We start from the raw sequence: 16,565 nt of genomic DNA on the forward strand, positions 1-16,565 counted from the left end.
TTTTTCATGCGCCGCGTTGTTATTCCCCACGGTGAAAGATGAAGCAATTCCCGGCCACCTCATATCCCGCCGCCTCGTAGAACGACATTGCGCCGGGCGCGGAGAGCAGGAGATGGGTCTTAACCTCCGGCGCCGCTTTGACGGTTTCCCGCAACAAAGCCTTGCCGATGCCGCGCCCCTGAACCCGCGCGTCGACCGCAAGATCGGAGCAATAGAGGCAATAGGCGAAATCGGTGACGGACCGTGCCACGCCCACCAAATGCCCCGCCGCATCCCGCGCGGTGACAATCAGGTCGGAATTCGCCAACATTTTTACGATGCGCTGCGGCTGATCGACCGGGCGACGCTCGGCCAATGTCGAGGCGGCCAGCAGCGAGAGAAATTCCGGGGCGGAGAGGTCGGGGTCAATGGCGTAGGTGATCATGGGCGCTCCTTCATGTCCTTCAGAGGAGCATGCGCCCGGCGAATTGAAAAGCAAAAAGGCGCGGCTCCCCCCAGATGCCGCGCCCAATGACCGTGCCCCTGGCAGGTCATCTGAAAATTTGTGGCTTACTCGTCCGTTTTGACCAGACGCAGCACCGGCTTTGTAGGGCGCGGGGCCTTTTCCACCTTGTCCTGCGTCTCAGATGCCGTGGGTTTGCTGTCCTCATAGGCCTTCTTGGCCTCGGCGAAACCGGCAGGCACCGGCGTGCCTTTCGGCGTGGTGTCAAAACTCTGATCCGCCGGGTTGCCCAAGAGCGGACGGGATTGGATGTCCACCACTTCAAAGCGGCGCGGCTGACGACCAATCTCGCCTTTGGACTGAAGACAGCCCAACACGCGGTTCACATCGCCCAGATCAGATTTCAGCGGGCAGAGCAAAAGCTGCGCATCCATCGCGCCACGCCCGATACCGCGCTCGGCCTTAAGCGTGATGACGGTGATTTGCGGGGTCTCGAACACGGCTTCGAGCGCCTCGGAGAGTTTCGCGCGGCTTTCCGGCACGAACATCGCGGTCAAGGGCATGCCGCGCACTTCCATCCCCATGAGATCGGTCAGATGCATGCCCGCCAAACGAAAACGTGCCACGCCGGGGGCGATGCGTTCGAGGATGAAGGCGAATTCCAGCGCCGATTGCATGCCGCGCGGGTCCACTTCGGCGCGAGACGGCACCGGACGCCCATTGCGCAGGCCCTCCCAATAGGCCTCGACGGTTTTCAACGCCGGGAAATGCATCTCATTGCGGCGCGGCATAAGAGAAACGACATTGGAGCCACTGACATATTCAATTTTCATCTCAACACCTATTCAACTGTGCGATCCGGGGCCCATGCCGGGTCCTCAAGCGGGTCTTTTATGGGGTCGGGCGGGCGTTCTGCCGCTGGCGAAAAGGTCTCTGGACCTCTTTGGTTCCCGACGTTGTTTTGGGCAACGATCTCTCATCGCTGGCTTGACCTGAATATGCCACGAGATTGCCCAAATTGGTGGAAAAACCTAACCAATGGTTAACATTGCGCAACAAAGCCTCGAAAATCCGGGGGTAAATCTTAAGGAAATGGAAAGGGCTGCACCTCTGACCTGATTTAATTTACAGATATATCAATGCGTTAAAATTTTTCCGCCCGCAACGATCCTTATCAGAGTTTTAACGTGACGCAGTTTTCTAAAATTTTATAGACCTCTCACAGTTCTGACAAAATCGAAAAGAGTGCGGCAAAGAGGGCAGAAATGTGACGCCGCATCTGCAAAGTGAGTCTCTTATTCAGGGCGTGAAAGCGTTGTCTGCCACAATTGCCGCCCGCGCCGATGCTGGTCATGGCGCCAACAGGCGGCTATAGACGAGGCAACAGCGCCGCCATAGAGCCATGGCAGGCACAAAACATGCGAAGGGTCCAATATGCGCAGTGCAAACACGTCAGCCGAGCGGCGCGGTCTTCTCATCATCCTGTCGTCCCCCTCGGGCGCCGGAAAATCGACGCTGGCGCGGCGTTTGATGGCCTGGGATGAGACGCTGAGCTTTTCGGTTTCCGCCACCACGCGTGCGCCGCGCGCGGGCGAAGAGGACGGCGTGCATTATCATTTCGTCGATGTGCCCGGCTTCAAACATATGGTGGAGGAGGGCGAGATGCTGGAGCACGCCCATGTGTTCGGCAATTTCTACGGCTCGCCCGCCGCGCCCGTGCGCAAGGCCATTGAAGAGGGACGGGATGTGCTCTTTGATGTCGATTGGCAGGGCGCGCAACAGATCTCGAATTCTGTGTTGCGCGATCACGTGTTGTCGATCTTCGTGCTGCCGCCCTCGATCAAGGAGCTGCGCCGTCGGTTGGAGACCCGTGGCCAGGACAGCGCGGAAACCATCGGCAAACGGATGGAGAAGAGCTGGGACGAGATCAGCCATTGGGATGGCTATGACTATGTGCTGGTGAATGACGATCTCGAGGTCAGTTTCGAGCGCCTCAAGACGATCATCGCCGCCGAACGCCTGCGCCGGGTGCAACAACCCGGCCTCATGGGATTTGTGCGCGGGCTTCAGTCGGAATTCGAGGAGGTGGAAGGATGACGCTTTATTCTTTGGACGATCACGCGCCGGTCTTACCGGAAAACGGCGACTATTGGGTCGCGCCGGACGCCAATGTCATCGGCAAGGTGATCCTGGAGGAGGGCGCCAACATCTGGTTCGGCGCCACATTGCGGGGCGACAATGAGGCGATTGTCGTGGGCGAGGGCACGAATATTCAGGAAAACACGGTCTGTCATACCGATATGGGCTATCCGCTGACCATCGGCGCCGGCTGTACCATCGGGCACAAGGCGATGCTGCATGGCTGTACCATCGGGGAGAATTCCCTGATCGGTATGGGCGCGACGGTTTTGAATGGCGCCAAGATCGGCAAGAACTGCCTGATCGGGGCAGGGGCGCTGATCACGGAAGGCAAGGAAATCCCGGACGGCTCATTGGTGATGGGCAGCCCTGGACGTGTGGTGCGCGAATTGACCGAAGCGCAGATTGCGGGACTCAAAGCCTCCGCATTGCATTATCAGCAAAATGCACAACGGTTCCGGGATGGGTTGAAAGCGCTCGACTAAAGCCTGGCGCGCGAGAGATCAGGTGGCGGTTCTGGCGTTCAGTGCAGCGCCGCCTGGAGACGCACCGGCTCCGGGCTGAGCATGTCGAAATCGAGCCCCGGGAATTGACCACGCACCTCGTTGCGCACGATCTCGGGACGCGGCAGCCCTTTGGTGATCGCCCGAAACGCGCCCTTATACTCCACGTGATGCAGAAAGGCCGCCAGATCGAGACAATCGAAATGGTCCGTCATCACGGGCGCCACGACACTGTCGGGATTGATGCTGTACAGAATATCTGCGGTGAGGTCGGAGAATTCGATGAAAAACAACCCAGTCCGTTCCGGAAAGTGCCGCTTCAGCGTTTGCATGCGCTGAGGTTCACCCACCATCAGGATCATACCTTTGGGTTTGCTCTGCGCTTGGTCGAGATGCGCAATGAGATCACCGAATATATTTTGCCTTATGGTTCCCATGGTGGGGCGGGTTCCCATCTTTTTCCTCATTCCACTTTCGAGGAAACGGGTAAAGTATCGAAAATGCAATAATATTTTTGCCGAAAACAAAAAAATTCGCAAAATGAAAATCTTTCGGCGGCTTTTGCAGCGCTCTTGTCATCCTGCTTTGCCGTTGTCATGACAGAGTCACACGACGGCGATAGGTAGCCGCGAAATTTGGACGGGCCATGCTAAACAATTTGAAACAGGTCAGATACGGCGAGGAGATGATGGGAGCGATGGCGGATGCCATGCCCTTGCCCGTCGTCGTGGTCGGTCGCGACGAGCGCATCATGGCCGCCAATGCCCCGGCGCGGCATCTGTTCAACGAGGCGATGGTGGGGCGGCATTACATCACGGTGTTGCGCCAACCGATGCTTTTGGATGCGATCGAGAATGTGCTGCGGCTCTCCGAGCCCGCCGAGGCGATCTATCGCATCACCGAAAGTCAGCGCGATCTGGTCTATGACGTGGTGCTGCGCCCGGTGATCGTCGAGGATTTTGCCTGTGTCACGGTGGCCTTCGAGGACAAGACGGAACTGCACGAAGCGGGTCAGATGCGCCGCGATTTCGTCGCCAACGTGAGCCACGAACTGCGCACGCCTCTGACCGCTGTGCTGGGTTTTATCGAAACGCTTTTGGGGCCCGCTGCCGACGATGGCGTCGCGCGCAAGCGGTTTCTCGAAATCATGGACCGCGAGGCGCAGCGGATGAACCGCATCGTCGGCGATCTTTTGTCGCTGTCGCGCGTTGAGGCGGAGCGCCGGGTGCGTCCGACCGACCGGGTCGATATTCCTGCGATCCTGCGCTCTGTTGTCAGCAGCCTCCAGCCGGTGGCCGAGGCGCAGCGGGTCAAATTGATCCTCGAAGGGGCCGATGGGTCCGAAGAGGTGCCGGGCAATCACGATCAGCTCACCCAGGTCTTTACCAACCTGATTGAAAACGCCGTGAAATACGGCGGGCGCGACAAGGAAGTTCATATTTGTCTGACCTCACACACGGTGGAACCGACAATGCGCAGCTCAGCGATCCGGGTCGATGTCTCGGATCAGGGGGAGGGAATCGCCACGCAGCATATTCCGCGCCTCACGGAGCGATTCTACCGAGTCGATTCGCACCGCTCGCGTGAAATGGGCGGAACGGGTCTCGGGCTGGCCATTGTGAAGCATATTCTCAATCGCCACCGCGGTCGTTTGCGGGTCGAAAGTCATATGGGGCAGGGCAGCTGTTTTTCTGTCATCTTGCCCTATGAATAAAGCGCGCTGAAACGCCGGATTGATGTCGTATATACGGCGCAGATGTCGCAGGGACAGGGGTTAACACCCTGTCACAGTTCTTAATTTCCCATCACAAAAGCCCCGAAAACCGCCGGTTTTCAGGCGTTTTCGGCGAAAAACCATGGGCAAATCGGCAAGATGTCTAGGAATTTGGCCCGATCCGTCATGAAACTGTTACATTACTTTCACAAAAGCATTGCACCACGATCCTAAACCGCCCGTCGAGGGAGCAATACCGCTCTCGGACATAAGCAAATTCAGGAGCAACCATGTCCTTTGTGAAACTGACCGCTTCCGCGATCGCGATCGCTGCCGTCTCTGCCACTGCCGCCTCTGCCCGTGATCAGGTGCAAGTTGCCGGGTCTTCCACCGTTCTTCCCTACGCCTCCATCGTTGCTGAAGCCTTCGGTGAAAACTTTGACTTCCCGACCCCGGTTGTGGAATCCGGTGGGTCCTCTGCTGGCCTCAAGCGCTTCTGCGAAGGTGTTGGCGAAAACACCATCGACGTGGCCAACGCGTCCCGCAAAATCAAAGACAAAGAGATCGCTGCCTGTGCCGAAGCTGGCGTGACCGACATCATCGAAGTGCGTATCGGCTACGACGGCATCGTGTTCGCCTCGCAACTCGACGGCCCGGCCTTCACCGCTTTCGAGCCGGCTGACATCTTCAACGCTCTGGGCGCCAAAGTCCTGAAAGACGGCGAGCTGATCGACAACACCTACACCCAGTGGTCCGAATTCAACGCCGATCTGCCGGCGGCTGACATCATGGCCTTCATCCCGGGCACCAAGCACGGTACCCGTGAAGTCTTCGAAGAAAAAGTGCTGATCGCTGGTTGTGAAGCCACCGGCGCCATGGAAGCCATGATCGCTTCCGGCATGTCCGAAGACGACGCTGAAGATGCATGTATGTCTGTCCGCACGGATGGTAAGTCTGTCGACATCGACGGCGACTACACCGAGACCCTCGCCTCCATCGACGCCAACCCGAACGGCATCGGCGTCTTCGGTCTCGCGTTCTACGAAAACAACACCGACAAGCTGAAAACCGCGACCATGTCCGGCGTTGAAGCCACCACCGAGACCATCGCCTCCGGCGACTACCCGGTCTCCCGCCCGCTGTTCTTCTACGTGAAGAAAGCCCACATCGGCGTGATCCCGGGTCTGAAAGAATACGCTGAGTTCTTCATCTCCGACGACATGGCTGGCCCGGACGGCCCGCTCGCCGAATACGGCCTCGTGTCCGACCCGGAACTGGCCTCGACCCAAGCGGCCATCGAAGCTGAAGACACCATGCAGTAAGCCTTAAGGCTTGCAACACATCGAGGCGGCGCGGAGATTTTCGCGCCGCTTCTCTCGCCGGGACGCCGTCCCGCGATCTGAAATTTCCAGCCTCCGGACCCTGATCTGATCACAGGTGTCCCGCAAAGGAGCGGCCCATGCCTCTGTTGTGGCTTTTCATTCTTATTCTGGCCCTCGGCCTCATCGGTTTCATTTTGGGGCGTGCACGCGCGCTCAAGAATGCCAATGGCGACATCCGCCTGTTGCATTCGCTTCCGACCTACTATGGCTCCAATGTGCTTTTGGCGATCCTGATCCCGGGCCTTGCGGTCATGGTGATCTGGCTGATCCTTCAGCCGATGGTGATCCAGGGCCAGGTGTCCTCGATGATCCCCGACACGGCCTATAGCGACAAAGGTGCGCTGAACCTCGTGATGTCGGATGTGCGCCGCGTTGCCGAAGGGCTTGATATCGCCGTCGAGCAGGGCACGCTGAGCCATGATCAGGCGCGCGACATTCGCACCGAGTTGACGGACATCCGCGCCCGTCTCGGCGCTGTCGGTGTGGCGCTTGGCTCCAATGTCGAGAGCTATGTTCTGAAAGCCGCGCAGAAATACCGCACGATGAATGCGGTGGGCAACTGGATGATGACCGTGGCTGTGCTGGCCGCAGCGCTCGCGGGTTTTGCGATTTCCTACATGCGCACCAACAAGGACATGCGGGCGCGCAATTCCGTGGAGAAAGTGATCCTCGGGCTTTTGATTGCCGCAGCCTCCATCGCGATCCTGACGACGCTGGGCATCGTCTTGTCGCTGATCTTCAACACCATCGAGTTCTTCAAACTCTACCCGGCGCTGGATTTCTTCTTCGGCACCACCTGGTCGCCGTCCTTTGGCGGGGGCTCCGAACTGGGCATTCTGCCGCTCTTTTGGGGCACCTTCTACGTGTCGATCATTGCGCTTCTGGTCGCCGTGCCGATCGGGCTTTTCGCCGCGATTTACCTGTCGGAATACGCAGGCCCCAAAGTGCGCGCGATTGCCAAGCCGCTTCTGGAAGTTCTGGCCGGTATCCCGACCATCGTTTACGGTCTCTTCGCCCTGTTGACCGTTGGCCCGATGCTGATGACGGTCTTCGGCGAAGACGGGGGCCTCGGCTGGATGCAGGGCGGGCGCTCCGTGATGACCGCAGGTCTGGTGATGGGCGTGATGCTCATTCCCTTCGTCTCCTCGCTGTCTGACGACATCATCAACGCGGTGCCGCAGGCGATGCGGGACGGCTCTTTGGGCCTCGGTGCCACCAAATCCGAAACCGTGCGTCAAGTCGTACTGCCCGCCGCTTTGCCCGGCATCGTCGGCGCCATCTTGCTTGCCGCCTCGCGCGCCATCGGGGAGACCATGATCGTCGTCTTGGGGGCAGGGGCCGCGGCCAAGCTGAACCTCAACCCATTCGAGGCGATGACCACCGTGACCACGCGGATCGTTTCGCAGCTCACAGGCGACGCCGATTTCGCCTCCGCCGAAGCGCTTGTCGCCTTTGCCCTGGGGATGACGCTCTTTGTCATCACCCTCTGCCTCAACATCTTCGCGCTCGTGATCGTGCGCAAATACCGGGAGCAGTATGACTGATGTCCGATTTCACCGCTGATAATGGCCCCGCAAAGGGGGACGCCAAGTCGTCTCTCTTTCACGAGACCACGCGCACCAAACGCCGCAACGCCGCCGAAACCCGGTTCAAAGCCTATGGCATCGCCGCCATCGCCACCGGCCTGTTCTTTCTGGTCGCGCTTCTGGTCGCCATTCTGGGCAACGGCTTGCCGGCCTTCAAACAGACCTTTGTCACCATTCCGGTGGAACTGACCGAGGCGAAACTCGACAAGAACGGCAACCGTGATCCGGCGGATCTGGCGAAGGTCTCGACCTTTGGCTACAAACCGGTGGTCACCGCTGCGCTGGTCTCCGCACTCAAGGCCGAGGGGATCGAAATTCCCTTTGCCAAGGAGGAAGACGTTGAAGACATCCTGTCGTCTTCGGTCGCAGCACAGGTGCGCGACACGGTTCTCGCGAACCCCGATCTGATCGGTGAGACGGTTGACTTCCGCCTTCTGGCCTCGTCGCGTGTGGATGGCTATTTCAAGGGCCGCGTGACCCGTGACGCTTTGGTTCGTGACAAGAACCTCGATGCCGAGCACCTGGACATCGCCGATGCCATGGTCGCTGCGGGGCTTATGAAAACCACCTTCAACGCCGACTTCATCTTTGGCTCCGATGCTTCCGAGAGCCGTCCTGAACAGGCCGGGATCGGGGTGTCCATGGTGGGCTCTTTGTTCATGATGATCGTGGTGCTGGCTCTGGCGCTGCCCATCGGTGTGGCCGCCTCGATCTACCTCGAAGAATTCGCGCCGCAGAACAAATGGACGGACCTGATCGAGGTGAACATCTCGAACCTCGCCGCCGTGCCCTCCATCGTCTTCGGTATTCTGGGCCTTGCCGTGTTTATCCAGATCGCGCATCTGCCGCAGTCTGCGCCGCTCGTCGGTGGTCTGGTGCTGACGCTGATGACGCTGCCGACGATCATCATCTCGACGCGGGCATCTTTGAAAGCTGTGCCGCCCTCGATCCGCGATGCGGCTCTGGGCGTTGGCGCCTCGAAAATGCAGTCGGTGTTCCACCATGTGCTGCCGCTCGCCATGCCGGGCATCCTGACCGGGACCATCATCGGTCTGGCGCAGGCCTTGGGCGAAACCGCGCCGCTTCTCTTGATCGGTATGGTGGGCTTTATCGCGTCGAACATGCCGGACGGAATTACCTCTGGCTTTCTCGACCCGAACTCCGCCATGCCCGCGCAGATTTACGAATGGGCAAAACGGGCCGACCCGGCCTATTATGAGCGCGCCTGGGGCGGCATCATCATCCTTCTTGTGTTCCTGATGACGATGAACATCATCGCCGTCCTCCTGCGCCGCCGCTTTGAGCGCCGTTGGTAAGAGTTGAGGTTAGACCTATGAACGATATGCGAATTGTGAGAAAAGACGTGGACATGAACGACACCAAAATCTCTGCCAAAGGCGTACAGGTTTTCTATGGCGACACCCATGCCATCAAGGACGTGGATGTCGAGATCAAGGACAAGACCGTCACCGCCTTCATCGGTCCGTCGGGCTGTGGCAAGTCCACCTTCCTGCGCTGCCTGAACCGGATGAACGACACCATCGATGTCTGCCGTGTCGAGGGAAAAATCCTTCTGGACGGCGAAGACATCTACGACAAACGCGTCGATCCGGTGCAGTTGCGGGCGAAAGTCGGCATGGTGTTCCAGCGTCCGAACCCCTTCCCGAAGTCGATCTACGACAACATCGCTTATGGCCCCCGTATCCACGGTCTGGCGAAAAACAAAGCCGATCTGGACGATATCGTCGAGAAAGCACTGCGTCGTGGCGCGATCTGGGACGAGGTCAAAGACCGTCTCGATGCGCCGGGCACCGGTCTCTCGGGCGGTCAGCAACAGCGTCTCTGTATCGCCCGTGCCGTGGCGACCGAGCCGGAAGTGTTGCTGATGGACGAGCCGTGTTCCGCGCTCGACCCGATTGCCACGCTGCAAGTCGAAGAGCTGATTGACGAGCTGCGCGAGAATTTCTCCGTCGTGATCGTCACCCACTCGATGCAACAGGCCGCCCGTGTCAGCCAGAAAACCGCGTTTTTCCACCTCGGCAACCTGGTGGAATATGGCGACACCGAACAGATTTTCACCAACCCGCAAGATGAGCGCACCGAGAGCTACATCACCGGTCGGATTGGCTAAGGAGCAAATTGATGCATAACGACAGCAAACATATCGCCTCGGCCTTCGACCGTGATCTCGAAGCCATTCAGGCGATGATCATGAAGATGGGCGGCCTCGTGGAAGCCGCCATCAAAGACGCCGCCCAAGCGCTCGAGGAGCGTGACGTGGAGCTGGCCGATAAGGTCCGCACCTCTGACAAGGCCATCGACCAGCTCGAGGAAAGCGTCAACGAAGAGGCCGCGCGCCTCATCGCGCTGCGCTCGCCGACCGCCTCCGATCTGCGCACGGTTCTGACCGTCATGAAGATCTCCACCAACCTCGAACGCTGTGGCGATTACGCGAAGAACCTCGCGAAACGCACCGGCGTTCTGGTCAACATGTCGCCGATCGAAGGCGCTGCGCCCTCGATCCGTCGCATGGCGCGCGAGGTCGAGGAAATGCTGCGTCTGGCACTCGATGCCTATATCCAGCGTGACGCGGGTCTGGCCAACGAGGTGCGCCACCGCGACATCGACGTCGACCAGATGTACAACGCGCTGTTCCGCGAATTCCTCACCTATATGATGGAAGACCCGCGCAACATCACCGCCTGCATGCACCTGCATTTCATCGCCAAGAACATCGAGCGCATGGGCGATCATGCCACCTCGATTGCCGAGCAGGTGATCTACCTGACCACCGGCGAAATGCCCGAGGATGCGCGTCCGAAAGGCGATGTCACCTCGCAAACCGCTTTGGGGGCGGAGGAAGCCTGATGTCTGCCGATCAACCTCGTGTTCTCGTGGTCGAGGACGAGCCCGCCCAGCGGGAAGTCCTCGCCTACAATCTCGAAGCCGAAGGATTTGCCGTCTCCAAGGCGGAAAACGGCGACGATGCGCTTTTGTATGTCGACGAAGACAGCCCGGACATCATCGTCCTCGACTGGATGTTGCCCGGCGTCTCCGGCATCGAGATTTGCCGCCGCCTGAAAACCCGTCCCGACACGCGCGACATTCCGATCATCATGCTCTCGGCCCGTTCCGAAGAGGTGGATCGGGTGCGTGGGCTTGAGACCGGCGCGGATGACTATGTGGTGAAACCTTACTCCGTCATCGAGCTGATGGCCCGCGTGCGCACACAATTGCGCCGTGTGCGTCCGGCCTCGACCGGGCAGGTGCTTGAATTCGAAGACATTCGTCTGGATTCCGAAACCCATCGCGTCACCCGCGGCGACGATTCCCTGAAACTCGGGCCGACGGAATTCCGTCTTCTGTCCACCTTCATGGAAAAGCCGGGCCGGGTCTGGTCGCGCGAGCAATTGCTCGACCGTGTCTGGGGCCGCGACATCTATGTCGACACCCGCACCGTCGATGTTCACATCGGTCGTCTGCGCAAGGCGCTGTGTCAACATGGCGGGCAAGACCCGGTGCGCACGGTGCGGGGCGCGGGTTACGCCCTGGGCTAAGCACGTCAAACGAAAGATCAGAAAATGCGCCAAGCCCCTCAGCTTTGGGCGCATTTTCGCATTTCCGTCCGTGAGTGGCGCACCACGGCTTGCCGACCTCTTGGAATATATGCTCAAATCATTTGAGCACATATATTCAGAGGGCGGACATGTCAGAGATTTTCACCAAGGAACCGGCGCATCTGCGGACCTATCGCGGCATCCGGGACCTGATCCTCTCCGGCGATCTGGTGCCGGGGGAGCCGGTGACGATCCAGGGCCTCACGGATCGGTTGGACGCGGGCATGACCCCGGTGCGCGAGGCGATCAGGCGGCTGACCTCCGAAGGCGCCTTGGTGTTTCACGGCAATCGGCGCGTGACCGTGCCTGTTCTGAGCCTTTCAGAAGTGGATGAGCTGATCTTTGCCCGTCTGGCTTTGGAACCCGAACTTGCAAAACGCGGGGCGGAGCAGATGAGCGAGGCGGAGATCGCAGCGCTCACTCTGGTGGACGGCGAGATCGACGAGGCCATGCGCAAGGGCGACATGCGCGGTTACATGATCCACAACCACCGCTTTCACATGCTGCTCTACCGCGCCGCCCATACCGATGTCATCGGCCCCATGGTCGACACGCTTTGGCTCCGTTCCGGCCCTGCGCTTCGGGTGATGTGCACACGGTTCGGCTCGCAAAACCTGCCCGACATGCATCAGGTCGCGATCAAGGCGCTGCGCGCGGGCGACGGTGACGGCGTGGCCGAGGCCATCCGTCGCGACATCCTGCAAGGCATGGAAAACATCCGCGCCATCGTGGCCGAGAGCGCGGAAGAGACGGCTTAAAGCGTTTTTCAAAAAACTTGAGGCACTCAATTTTTGAAAAACGCAGCAAGATCAATTCAGTGTCGCAACGTTTTTCGCTCAATCTGATTCAGATTAAACGAAAAACGCTTAGGGCGCGTGAGCTTAGACCGAGATCGCTTTGATTTCGCAGAAATCTTCGATGCCGTATTGCCCGCCTTCGCGGCCATTGCCGGAGAGCTTATAGCCACCGAAGGGTGAGCCGAAAGAGATATCCGAGCCGTTCAAATGCACCATGCCCGCACGGATGTCCCGCGCCATGGCGAGGCCACGGGCTTTGCTTTCCTCTGAGGCGCCGGTCTGGATGTAGGCGGCGAGGCCGTAGGGCGTGTCATTGGCGATGTGCACCGCGTCTTCGTCGTCCTGATAGGAGATCATCACCAGAACCGGGCCAAAGACCTCTTCCTGCGCGATGCGCATGTCGTTGGTCACATCGCCAAACACCGTCGGGCGCACGAAATAGCCGCGATTGAAGCCTTCGGGCCGCCCGAGACCGCCCGCCACCAGCCGCGCACCGTCTTCGATGCCGGCCTGAATGAGGTTTTGCACCCGGTCGTATTGCATCTGCGACACCAGCGGGCCGATGTGGTTGCCGGTCTGCGACGGCAGGCCGACCTCGGTGGCTTCGGCCACCTCCTTGGCGATCTCCATCGCGGTCTCGTAATGGCTTTCCGGGATCAGCATCCGCGTCGGCGCGTTGCAGCTTTGCCCGGTGTTTTGGAAACAATGGCGCAGGCCGCGTTTCACCGCTTCTTCGAAATCGCAATCGTCCAGCAGCACGTTCGGGGATTTGCCGCCCAGCTCCAGCGTCACACGTTTCACCGTGGGGGCGGCGGCTTTGGAAATCTCGACGCCTGCGCGGGTGGAGCCGGTGAAGGACACCATGGCCACATCAGGGTGAGACGAAATCGCGGCCCCCACGCCCGGACCGTCGCCATTCACAAGATTGAACACGCCCTTCGGCACGCCCGCCTCATGCAGAATCTCGGCGTACAAAAGCGCGTTCATCGGGGTCAGTTCCGAGGGTTTCAACACCATGGTGCAGCCTGCGGCCAGCGCCGGGATGACCTTCAAAGCGATCTGATTGATCGGCCAGTTCCACGGCGTGATAAAGCCACAGACCCCGATGGCCTCATGCACGATGAGATCGCCGGGGCCGTTTTGGTGTTCGAAATCAAAGGCCTCAAGCGCTTTCACAACGCCGTCCAGATGCCCGATGCCGACGGCGGCCTGCGCCCGGTCGGACAGAGAAATCGGCGCGCCCATTTCTTCGGTGATCAGCGCGGACATTTCATCGTAACGGCTCTGATAGACCTCGCGGATCGAGGCCAAAAGATCGAGGCGCTCGGCCTTTGTGGTGCGCGAAAATGACGGGAAGGCGGCTTTGGCGGCGGCGACAGCGGCATCGACATCCGCAGGCGTGCCCATGGCCACCTGGGCAAAGACCTCTTCGCTGGCCGGATTGATCACGTCCATCATGGTCTCACCCAGCGGTTTAACCCATTCCCCGTTGATATAGAACCGGTCGGTTTTCAACTCCGTCATGCCTGTTATCCTTTTGAAACTTATAGTTTGTCGCGCAAAGCATACCACGTCATCGCGAGCGCCAGTAGAGGCGTTCGAAGCGTCGGCCCGCCGGGAAAGCGCGGGCTTGGCAGCGATTGCATGAGATCGAACCGCGCGGCGTGGCCCTCGACCGCCTCCGCCGCGATTTGCCCGGCGAGTGTGGCCAAAGCCACACCTTGACCGGAGAACCCGGCGATGGACATCGCATTCGGCCCGAGACGCGCGAAATGCGGCAGGCGGGACATGGTGATGCCCAAAGTGCCGCCCCAAGCGTAGTCGAGTTTGGCGTCTTTCAGTTCCGGGTAAACGCCCAGCATCGGCCCGCGCACCTTGGCGCGCAGGTCACTTGGGAACTTATAGCCGTAACTTTCACCACCGCCGAAAATCATCCGGTTGTCCGGCGACATACGGTAGTAATTGATCACAAACCGACTGTCCGCAACGGCATGGCGGTTCGGGATCAGTCGCGCCGCGAGATCGGAGGGCAGGGGTTCCGTGACGGCGATGAAATTGTTGATCGGCATGACGTGATGCGCCACGTCGTGATCGAGATTGTTGTGATAGCCATTGAGCGCGAGGATCAGGTGATCGGCCTCCACCACGGCCTGATCGGTGTGGACGCGCGGTTTGGCTTTGGTTTCTATTTTGGTCACGCGCGACAGCTCATGGATGCGCACACCAGCGGCCTCGGCAAGGCGTGCAATCGCAAAGGCATAGCGCAGCGGGTGCAGGTGGCCGGAACCCATATCCAACGTGCCGGAGTGGTAATCCTCAGACCCGGTCTCATGGCGGACGGCGTCGCGGTCGAGGTAACGAATTTTGTCGTAGCCGTAGACCTTTTGCATGTGATCGACATGCTTTTGCGAATGGCCAGAAAACCGGGCCCGGTGATTGGCGTGGATCACGCCATCACGCCAGTCGCAATCATCCCCGCTCTCGGACAGGATCACCTTGACCAGACCCACGGCCTCGGCGCCCAGATCCCAGAGCATCCGCGCGTCATCCATGCTGACATGGGTTTCCAACTCGTCTTGTTCGAGCCGTTGCCCCATCGACACCTGACCGCCATTGCGCCCCGACGCGCCGGAGCCGACGCGCGAGGCCTCCAAAAGCACCACGTCCAATCCGCGCCGCGCCATATGGAGCGCTGCCGACAGGCCCGCATAGCCGCCGCCGACGACACAGACATCGGCCTTCACCGTGCCAGTGGCGGCCGGGTAGGGGCCAGGCTCTTTATGCTGCGCCTGCGCTGTCGCGGCGTACCACGACTGCGCGTGGTCGCCGGGCCGGTCGTTGATGGTCAGGATGTCCATGAGATCAGACGTTTAGCCCCTCCGCCTCGATCCGCTCCAGCGCCTCGTCGAGCGATTTGCGGGCGCGCTCGATCAGGATGTCGACCTCTGCCTTGGTGATGGTCAGCGGCGGGGAGATGATCATCCGATCCCCGACATGGCGCATCACCAGATTGTTGGCAAAACAGCGCTCGCGACAGATATAGCCGACGGTGCCCGCATCCGCCTTGAACTTGGCGCGCGTGGCCTTGTTCGGCGTCAAGGCGATGGAGCCCATGAGACCGACGATCTTGGCCTCGCCGACCATCGGATGATCGACCAGCGCTTCCCATTTTTCCTTGAGGTAGGGTGCGATCTCTTGGCCGGCACGGGTGACGATGCCTTCCTCTTCGAGCAAGCGAATGTTTTCCAAGGCCACGGCACAGGCCACCGGATGGCCCGCATAGGTGTAGCCATGGGCAAATTCGCTGCCGTTGATCACAGAGGCGATCTCGTCGGAGACGATGGAGGCGCCGAGAGGAATGTAGCCCGACGTGATGCCCTTGGCACAGGTCATGATGTCAGGCGTGATGCCCATGGTCTCGGAGCCGAACCAATTGCCGGTACGGCCAAAGCCGGTGATGACCTCGTCGACAATCAAAAGAATGCCGTATTTCTCGAGGATGCGGTTGATTTCCGGCCAATAGGTCTCCGGCGGCACGATCACGCCACCGGCGCCTTGTACCGGCTCCGCGATAAAGGCGGCGACGGTTTCGGGGCCAAGTTCGAGGATTTTCGCCTCAAGTGCCTGCGCGCGTTGAAGGCCGAACTCTTCGGGTGTCAGATCGCCGCCTTCGGACCACCAATCGGGTTGGTCGATGTGATGAATGCCGGGGATGGGCAGGCCGCCTTGCGCGTGGATGCCCTTCATCCCCCCCAACGAGCCGCCGCCCATGGTGGAGCCGTGATAGCCATTCCAGCGCGAGATCACGTTGAAGCGCTCCGGCTGGCCTTTCAACTCCCAGTAATGCCGCACCATCCGCAGGTTGGTGTCGTTGGAATCCGAGCCCGAGCCGTTGAAGAACACATGGTTCAGATCGCCCGGCGCAATTTCGGCGAGTTTCTTGGCCAGCATGATCGCGGGCACCGTCGAGGTTTGGAAAAACGTATTGTAATAGGGCAGTTGCTTCATCTGACGCGCCGCCGCCTCGGCCAGCTCGTCGCGTCCGTAGCCGATGTTCACACACCACAGACCGGCCATGGCGTCGAGAATTTCCTCGCCCTCGCTGTCGGTCAGCCAGACACCCGTTGCCTTGGTGATGATCCGCGCGCCTTTCTTCGCCAATTCGTCGCCGTCGGTGAACGGGTGCATGTGGTGGGCGGCGTCGAGCGCTTGCAATTCGGCGGTGGGCAGGTGGTTGTCGCTCATGCGTCTGGTCCTTTGTGCCATCCGACCGCCGGGCGCCGTGCAAAAAGATGCCAGACAGGGAAGGGCGGTTCGATGGTCGAAGTTGAGAGGGAGACCGGAGATAAATCTCCGGGACATATCTGTTGTTTCGAAAAATATGA

General features: G+C 59.9%; 16 protein-coding genes. 10 read left to right on the top strand and 6 right to left on the bottom strand.

Features of this window, described 5'->3' with window-relative positions; translation table 11 throughout:
* Window positions 1-19: 19 nt before the first annotated feature.
* Together HCZ23_RS03470 and HCZ23_RS03475 are read right to left on the bottom strand one after the other, a co-directional pair.
* Window positions 20-424 (bottom strand): GNAT family N-acetyltransferase, encoded by a 405-nt coding sequence (locus HCZ23_RS03470; protein ID WP_167600328.1) that lies wholly within the window; start codon window positions 422-424, stop codon window positions 20-22.
* A 125-nt stretch (window positions 425-549) separates the two neighbouring features.
* A complete protein-coding gene (locus HCZ23_RS03475) occupies window positions 550-1,275 on the bottom strand; it encodes a PAS domain-containing protein (protein ID WP_167600329.1) in 726 nt (241 codons plus the stop codon).
* Between the two features lie 601 nt (window positions 1,276-1,876).
* On the opposite strand from HCZ23_RS03475, the gene gmk reads away from it, so the two are divergent.
* Together gmk and HCZ23_RS03485 are read left to right on the top strand one after the other, a co-directional pair.
* Entirely contained in the window at window positions 1,877-2,539 is a 663-nt protein-coding gene (gene gmk / locus HCZ23_RS03480) for a guanylate kinase (protein WP_167600330.1), read from the top strand.
* On the top strand, window positions 2,536-3,066 hold the full coding sequence (locus HCZ23_RS03485) for a gamma carbonic anhydrase family protein (RefSeq protein WP_167600331.1): 531 nt from the start codon (window positions 2,536-2,538) through the stop codon (window positions 3,064-3,066). Before gmk ends, HCZ23_RS03485 begins: the two co-directional genes overlap by 4 nt.
* A 38-nt stretch (window positions 3,067-3,104) precedes the next feature.
* Here HCZ23_RS03485 and HCZ23_RS03490 read toward each other — a convergent pair whose 3' ends face one another.
* The gene (locus HCZ23_RS03490; protein WP_167600332.1) at window positions 3,105-3,446 is read right to left on the bottom strand and encodes a hypothetical protein; all 342 of its coding nucleotides are present in this window, start codon (window positions 3,444-3,446) and stop codon (window positions 3,105-3,107) included.
* Between the two features lie 284 nt (window positions 3,447-3,730).
* On the opposite strand from HCZ23_RS03490, the gene HCZ23_RS03495 reads away from it, so the two are divergent.
* The 8 genes from HCZ23_RS03495 (at window position 3,731) to HCZ23_RS03530 (ending at window position 12,141) form a co-directional block, all read left to right on the top strand.
* On the top strand, window positions 3,731-4,798 hold the full coding sequence (locus tag HCZ23_RS03495; RefSeq protein ID WP_167600333.1) for an ATP-binding protein: 1,068 nt from the start codon (window positions 3,731-3,733) through the stop codon (window positions 4,796-4,798).
* A 290-nt stretch (window positions 4,799-5,088) separates the two neighbouring features.
* The gene (locus tag HCZ23_RS03500) at window positions 5,089-6,120 is read left to right on the top strand and encodes a substrate-binding domain-containing protein (protein WP_167600334.1); all 1,032 of its coding nucleotides are present in this window, start codon (window positions 5,089-5,091) and stop codon (window positions 6,118-6,120) included.
* 137 nt (window positions 6,121-6,257) lie between these two features.
* The gene (gene pstC / locus HCZ23_RS03505; RefSeq protein WP_167600335.1) at window positions 6,258-7,724 is read left to right on the top strand and encodes a phosphate ABC transporter permease subunit PstC; all 1,467 of its coding nucleotides are present in this window, start codon (window positions 6,258-6,260) and stop codon (window positions 7,722-7,724) included.
* Complete coding sequence (pstA, locus tag HCZ23_RS03510; protein ID WP_167600336.1) at window positions 7,724-9,082, top strand: phosphate ABC transporter permease PstA; 1,359 nt, start codon at window positions 7,724-7,726, stop codon at window positions 9,080-9,082. Before pstC ends, pstA begins: the two co-directional genes overlap by 1 nt.
* A 17-nt stretch (window positions 9,083-9,099) precedes the next feature.
* Window positions 9,100-9,897 (top strand): phosphate ABC transporter ATP-binding protein PstB, encoded by a 798-nt coding sequence (gene pstB, locus HCZ23_RS03515; RefSeq protein WP_167600337.1) that lies wholly within the window; start codon window positions 9,100-9,102, stop codon window positions 9,895-9,897.
* Between the two features lie 11 nt (window positions 9,898-9,908).
* Complete coding sequence (gene phoU / locus HCZ23_RS03520) at window positions 9,909-10,634, top strand: phosphate signaling complex protein PhoU (RefSeq protein WP_167600338.1); 726 nt, start codon at window positions 9,909-9,911, stop codon at window positions 10,632-10,634.
* Window positions 10,634-11,323, top strand: a complete 690-nt coding sequence (gene phoB, locus HCZ23_RS03525; RefSeq protein ID WP_167600339.1) for a phosphate regulon transcriptional regulator PhoB — start codon at window positions 10,634-10,636, stop codon at window positions 11,321-11,323. Before phoU ends, phoB begins: the two co-directional genes overlap by 1 nt.
* A 149-nt stretch (window positions 11,324-11,472) precedes the next feature.
* On the top strand, window positions 11,473-12,141 hold the full coding sequence (locus HCZ23_RS03530; protein ID WP_167600340.1) for a GntR family transcriptional regulator: 669 nt from the start codon (window positions 11,473-11,475) through the stop codon (window positions 12,139-12,141).
* 123 nt (window positions 12,142-12,264) lie between these two features.
* Here the strand turns inward: HCZ23_RS03530 and HCZ23_RS03535 are convergent, their stop codons facing one another.
* The 3 genes from HCZ23_RS03535 to HCZ23_RS03545 are packed head-to-tail and all read right to left on the bottom strand — an operon-like array spanning window position 12,265 to window position 16,425.
* The gene (locus HCZ23_RS03535; RefSeq protein WP_167600341.1) at window positions 12,265-13,704 is read right to left on the bottom strand and encodes an aldehyde dehydrogenase family protein; all 1,440 of its coding nucleotides are present in this window, start codon (window positions 13,702-13,704) and stop codon (window positions 12,265-12,267) included.
* A gap of 20 nt (window positions 13,705-13,724) precedes the next feature.
* Window positions 13,725-15,038 carry an FAD-binding oxidoreductase gene (locus HCZ23_RS03540; RefSeq protein ID WP_167600342.1) on the bottom strand — a complete coding sequence of 438 codons (1,314 nt, stop codon included), beginning with the start codon at window positions 15,036-15,038 and terminating at the stop codon, window positions 13,725-13,727.
* 4 nt (window positions 15,039-15,042) lie between these two features.
* Window positions 15,043-16,425, bottom strand: coding sequence for an aspartate aminotransferase family protein (locus HCZ23_RS03545; protein ID WP_167600343.1), 1,383 nt, complete (start codon window positions 16,423-16,425; stop codon window positions 15,043-15,045).
* Window positions 16,426-16,565: the final 140 nt, after the last annotated feature.

Origin of the sequence: Celeribacter sp. HF31 (genome assembly GCF_011806455.1) — a bacterium.
Taxonomy (GTDB): Bacteria; Pseudomonadota; Alphaproteobacteria; order Rhodobacterales; family Rhodobacteraceae; genus Celeribacter.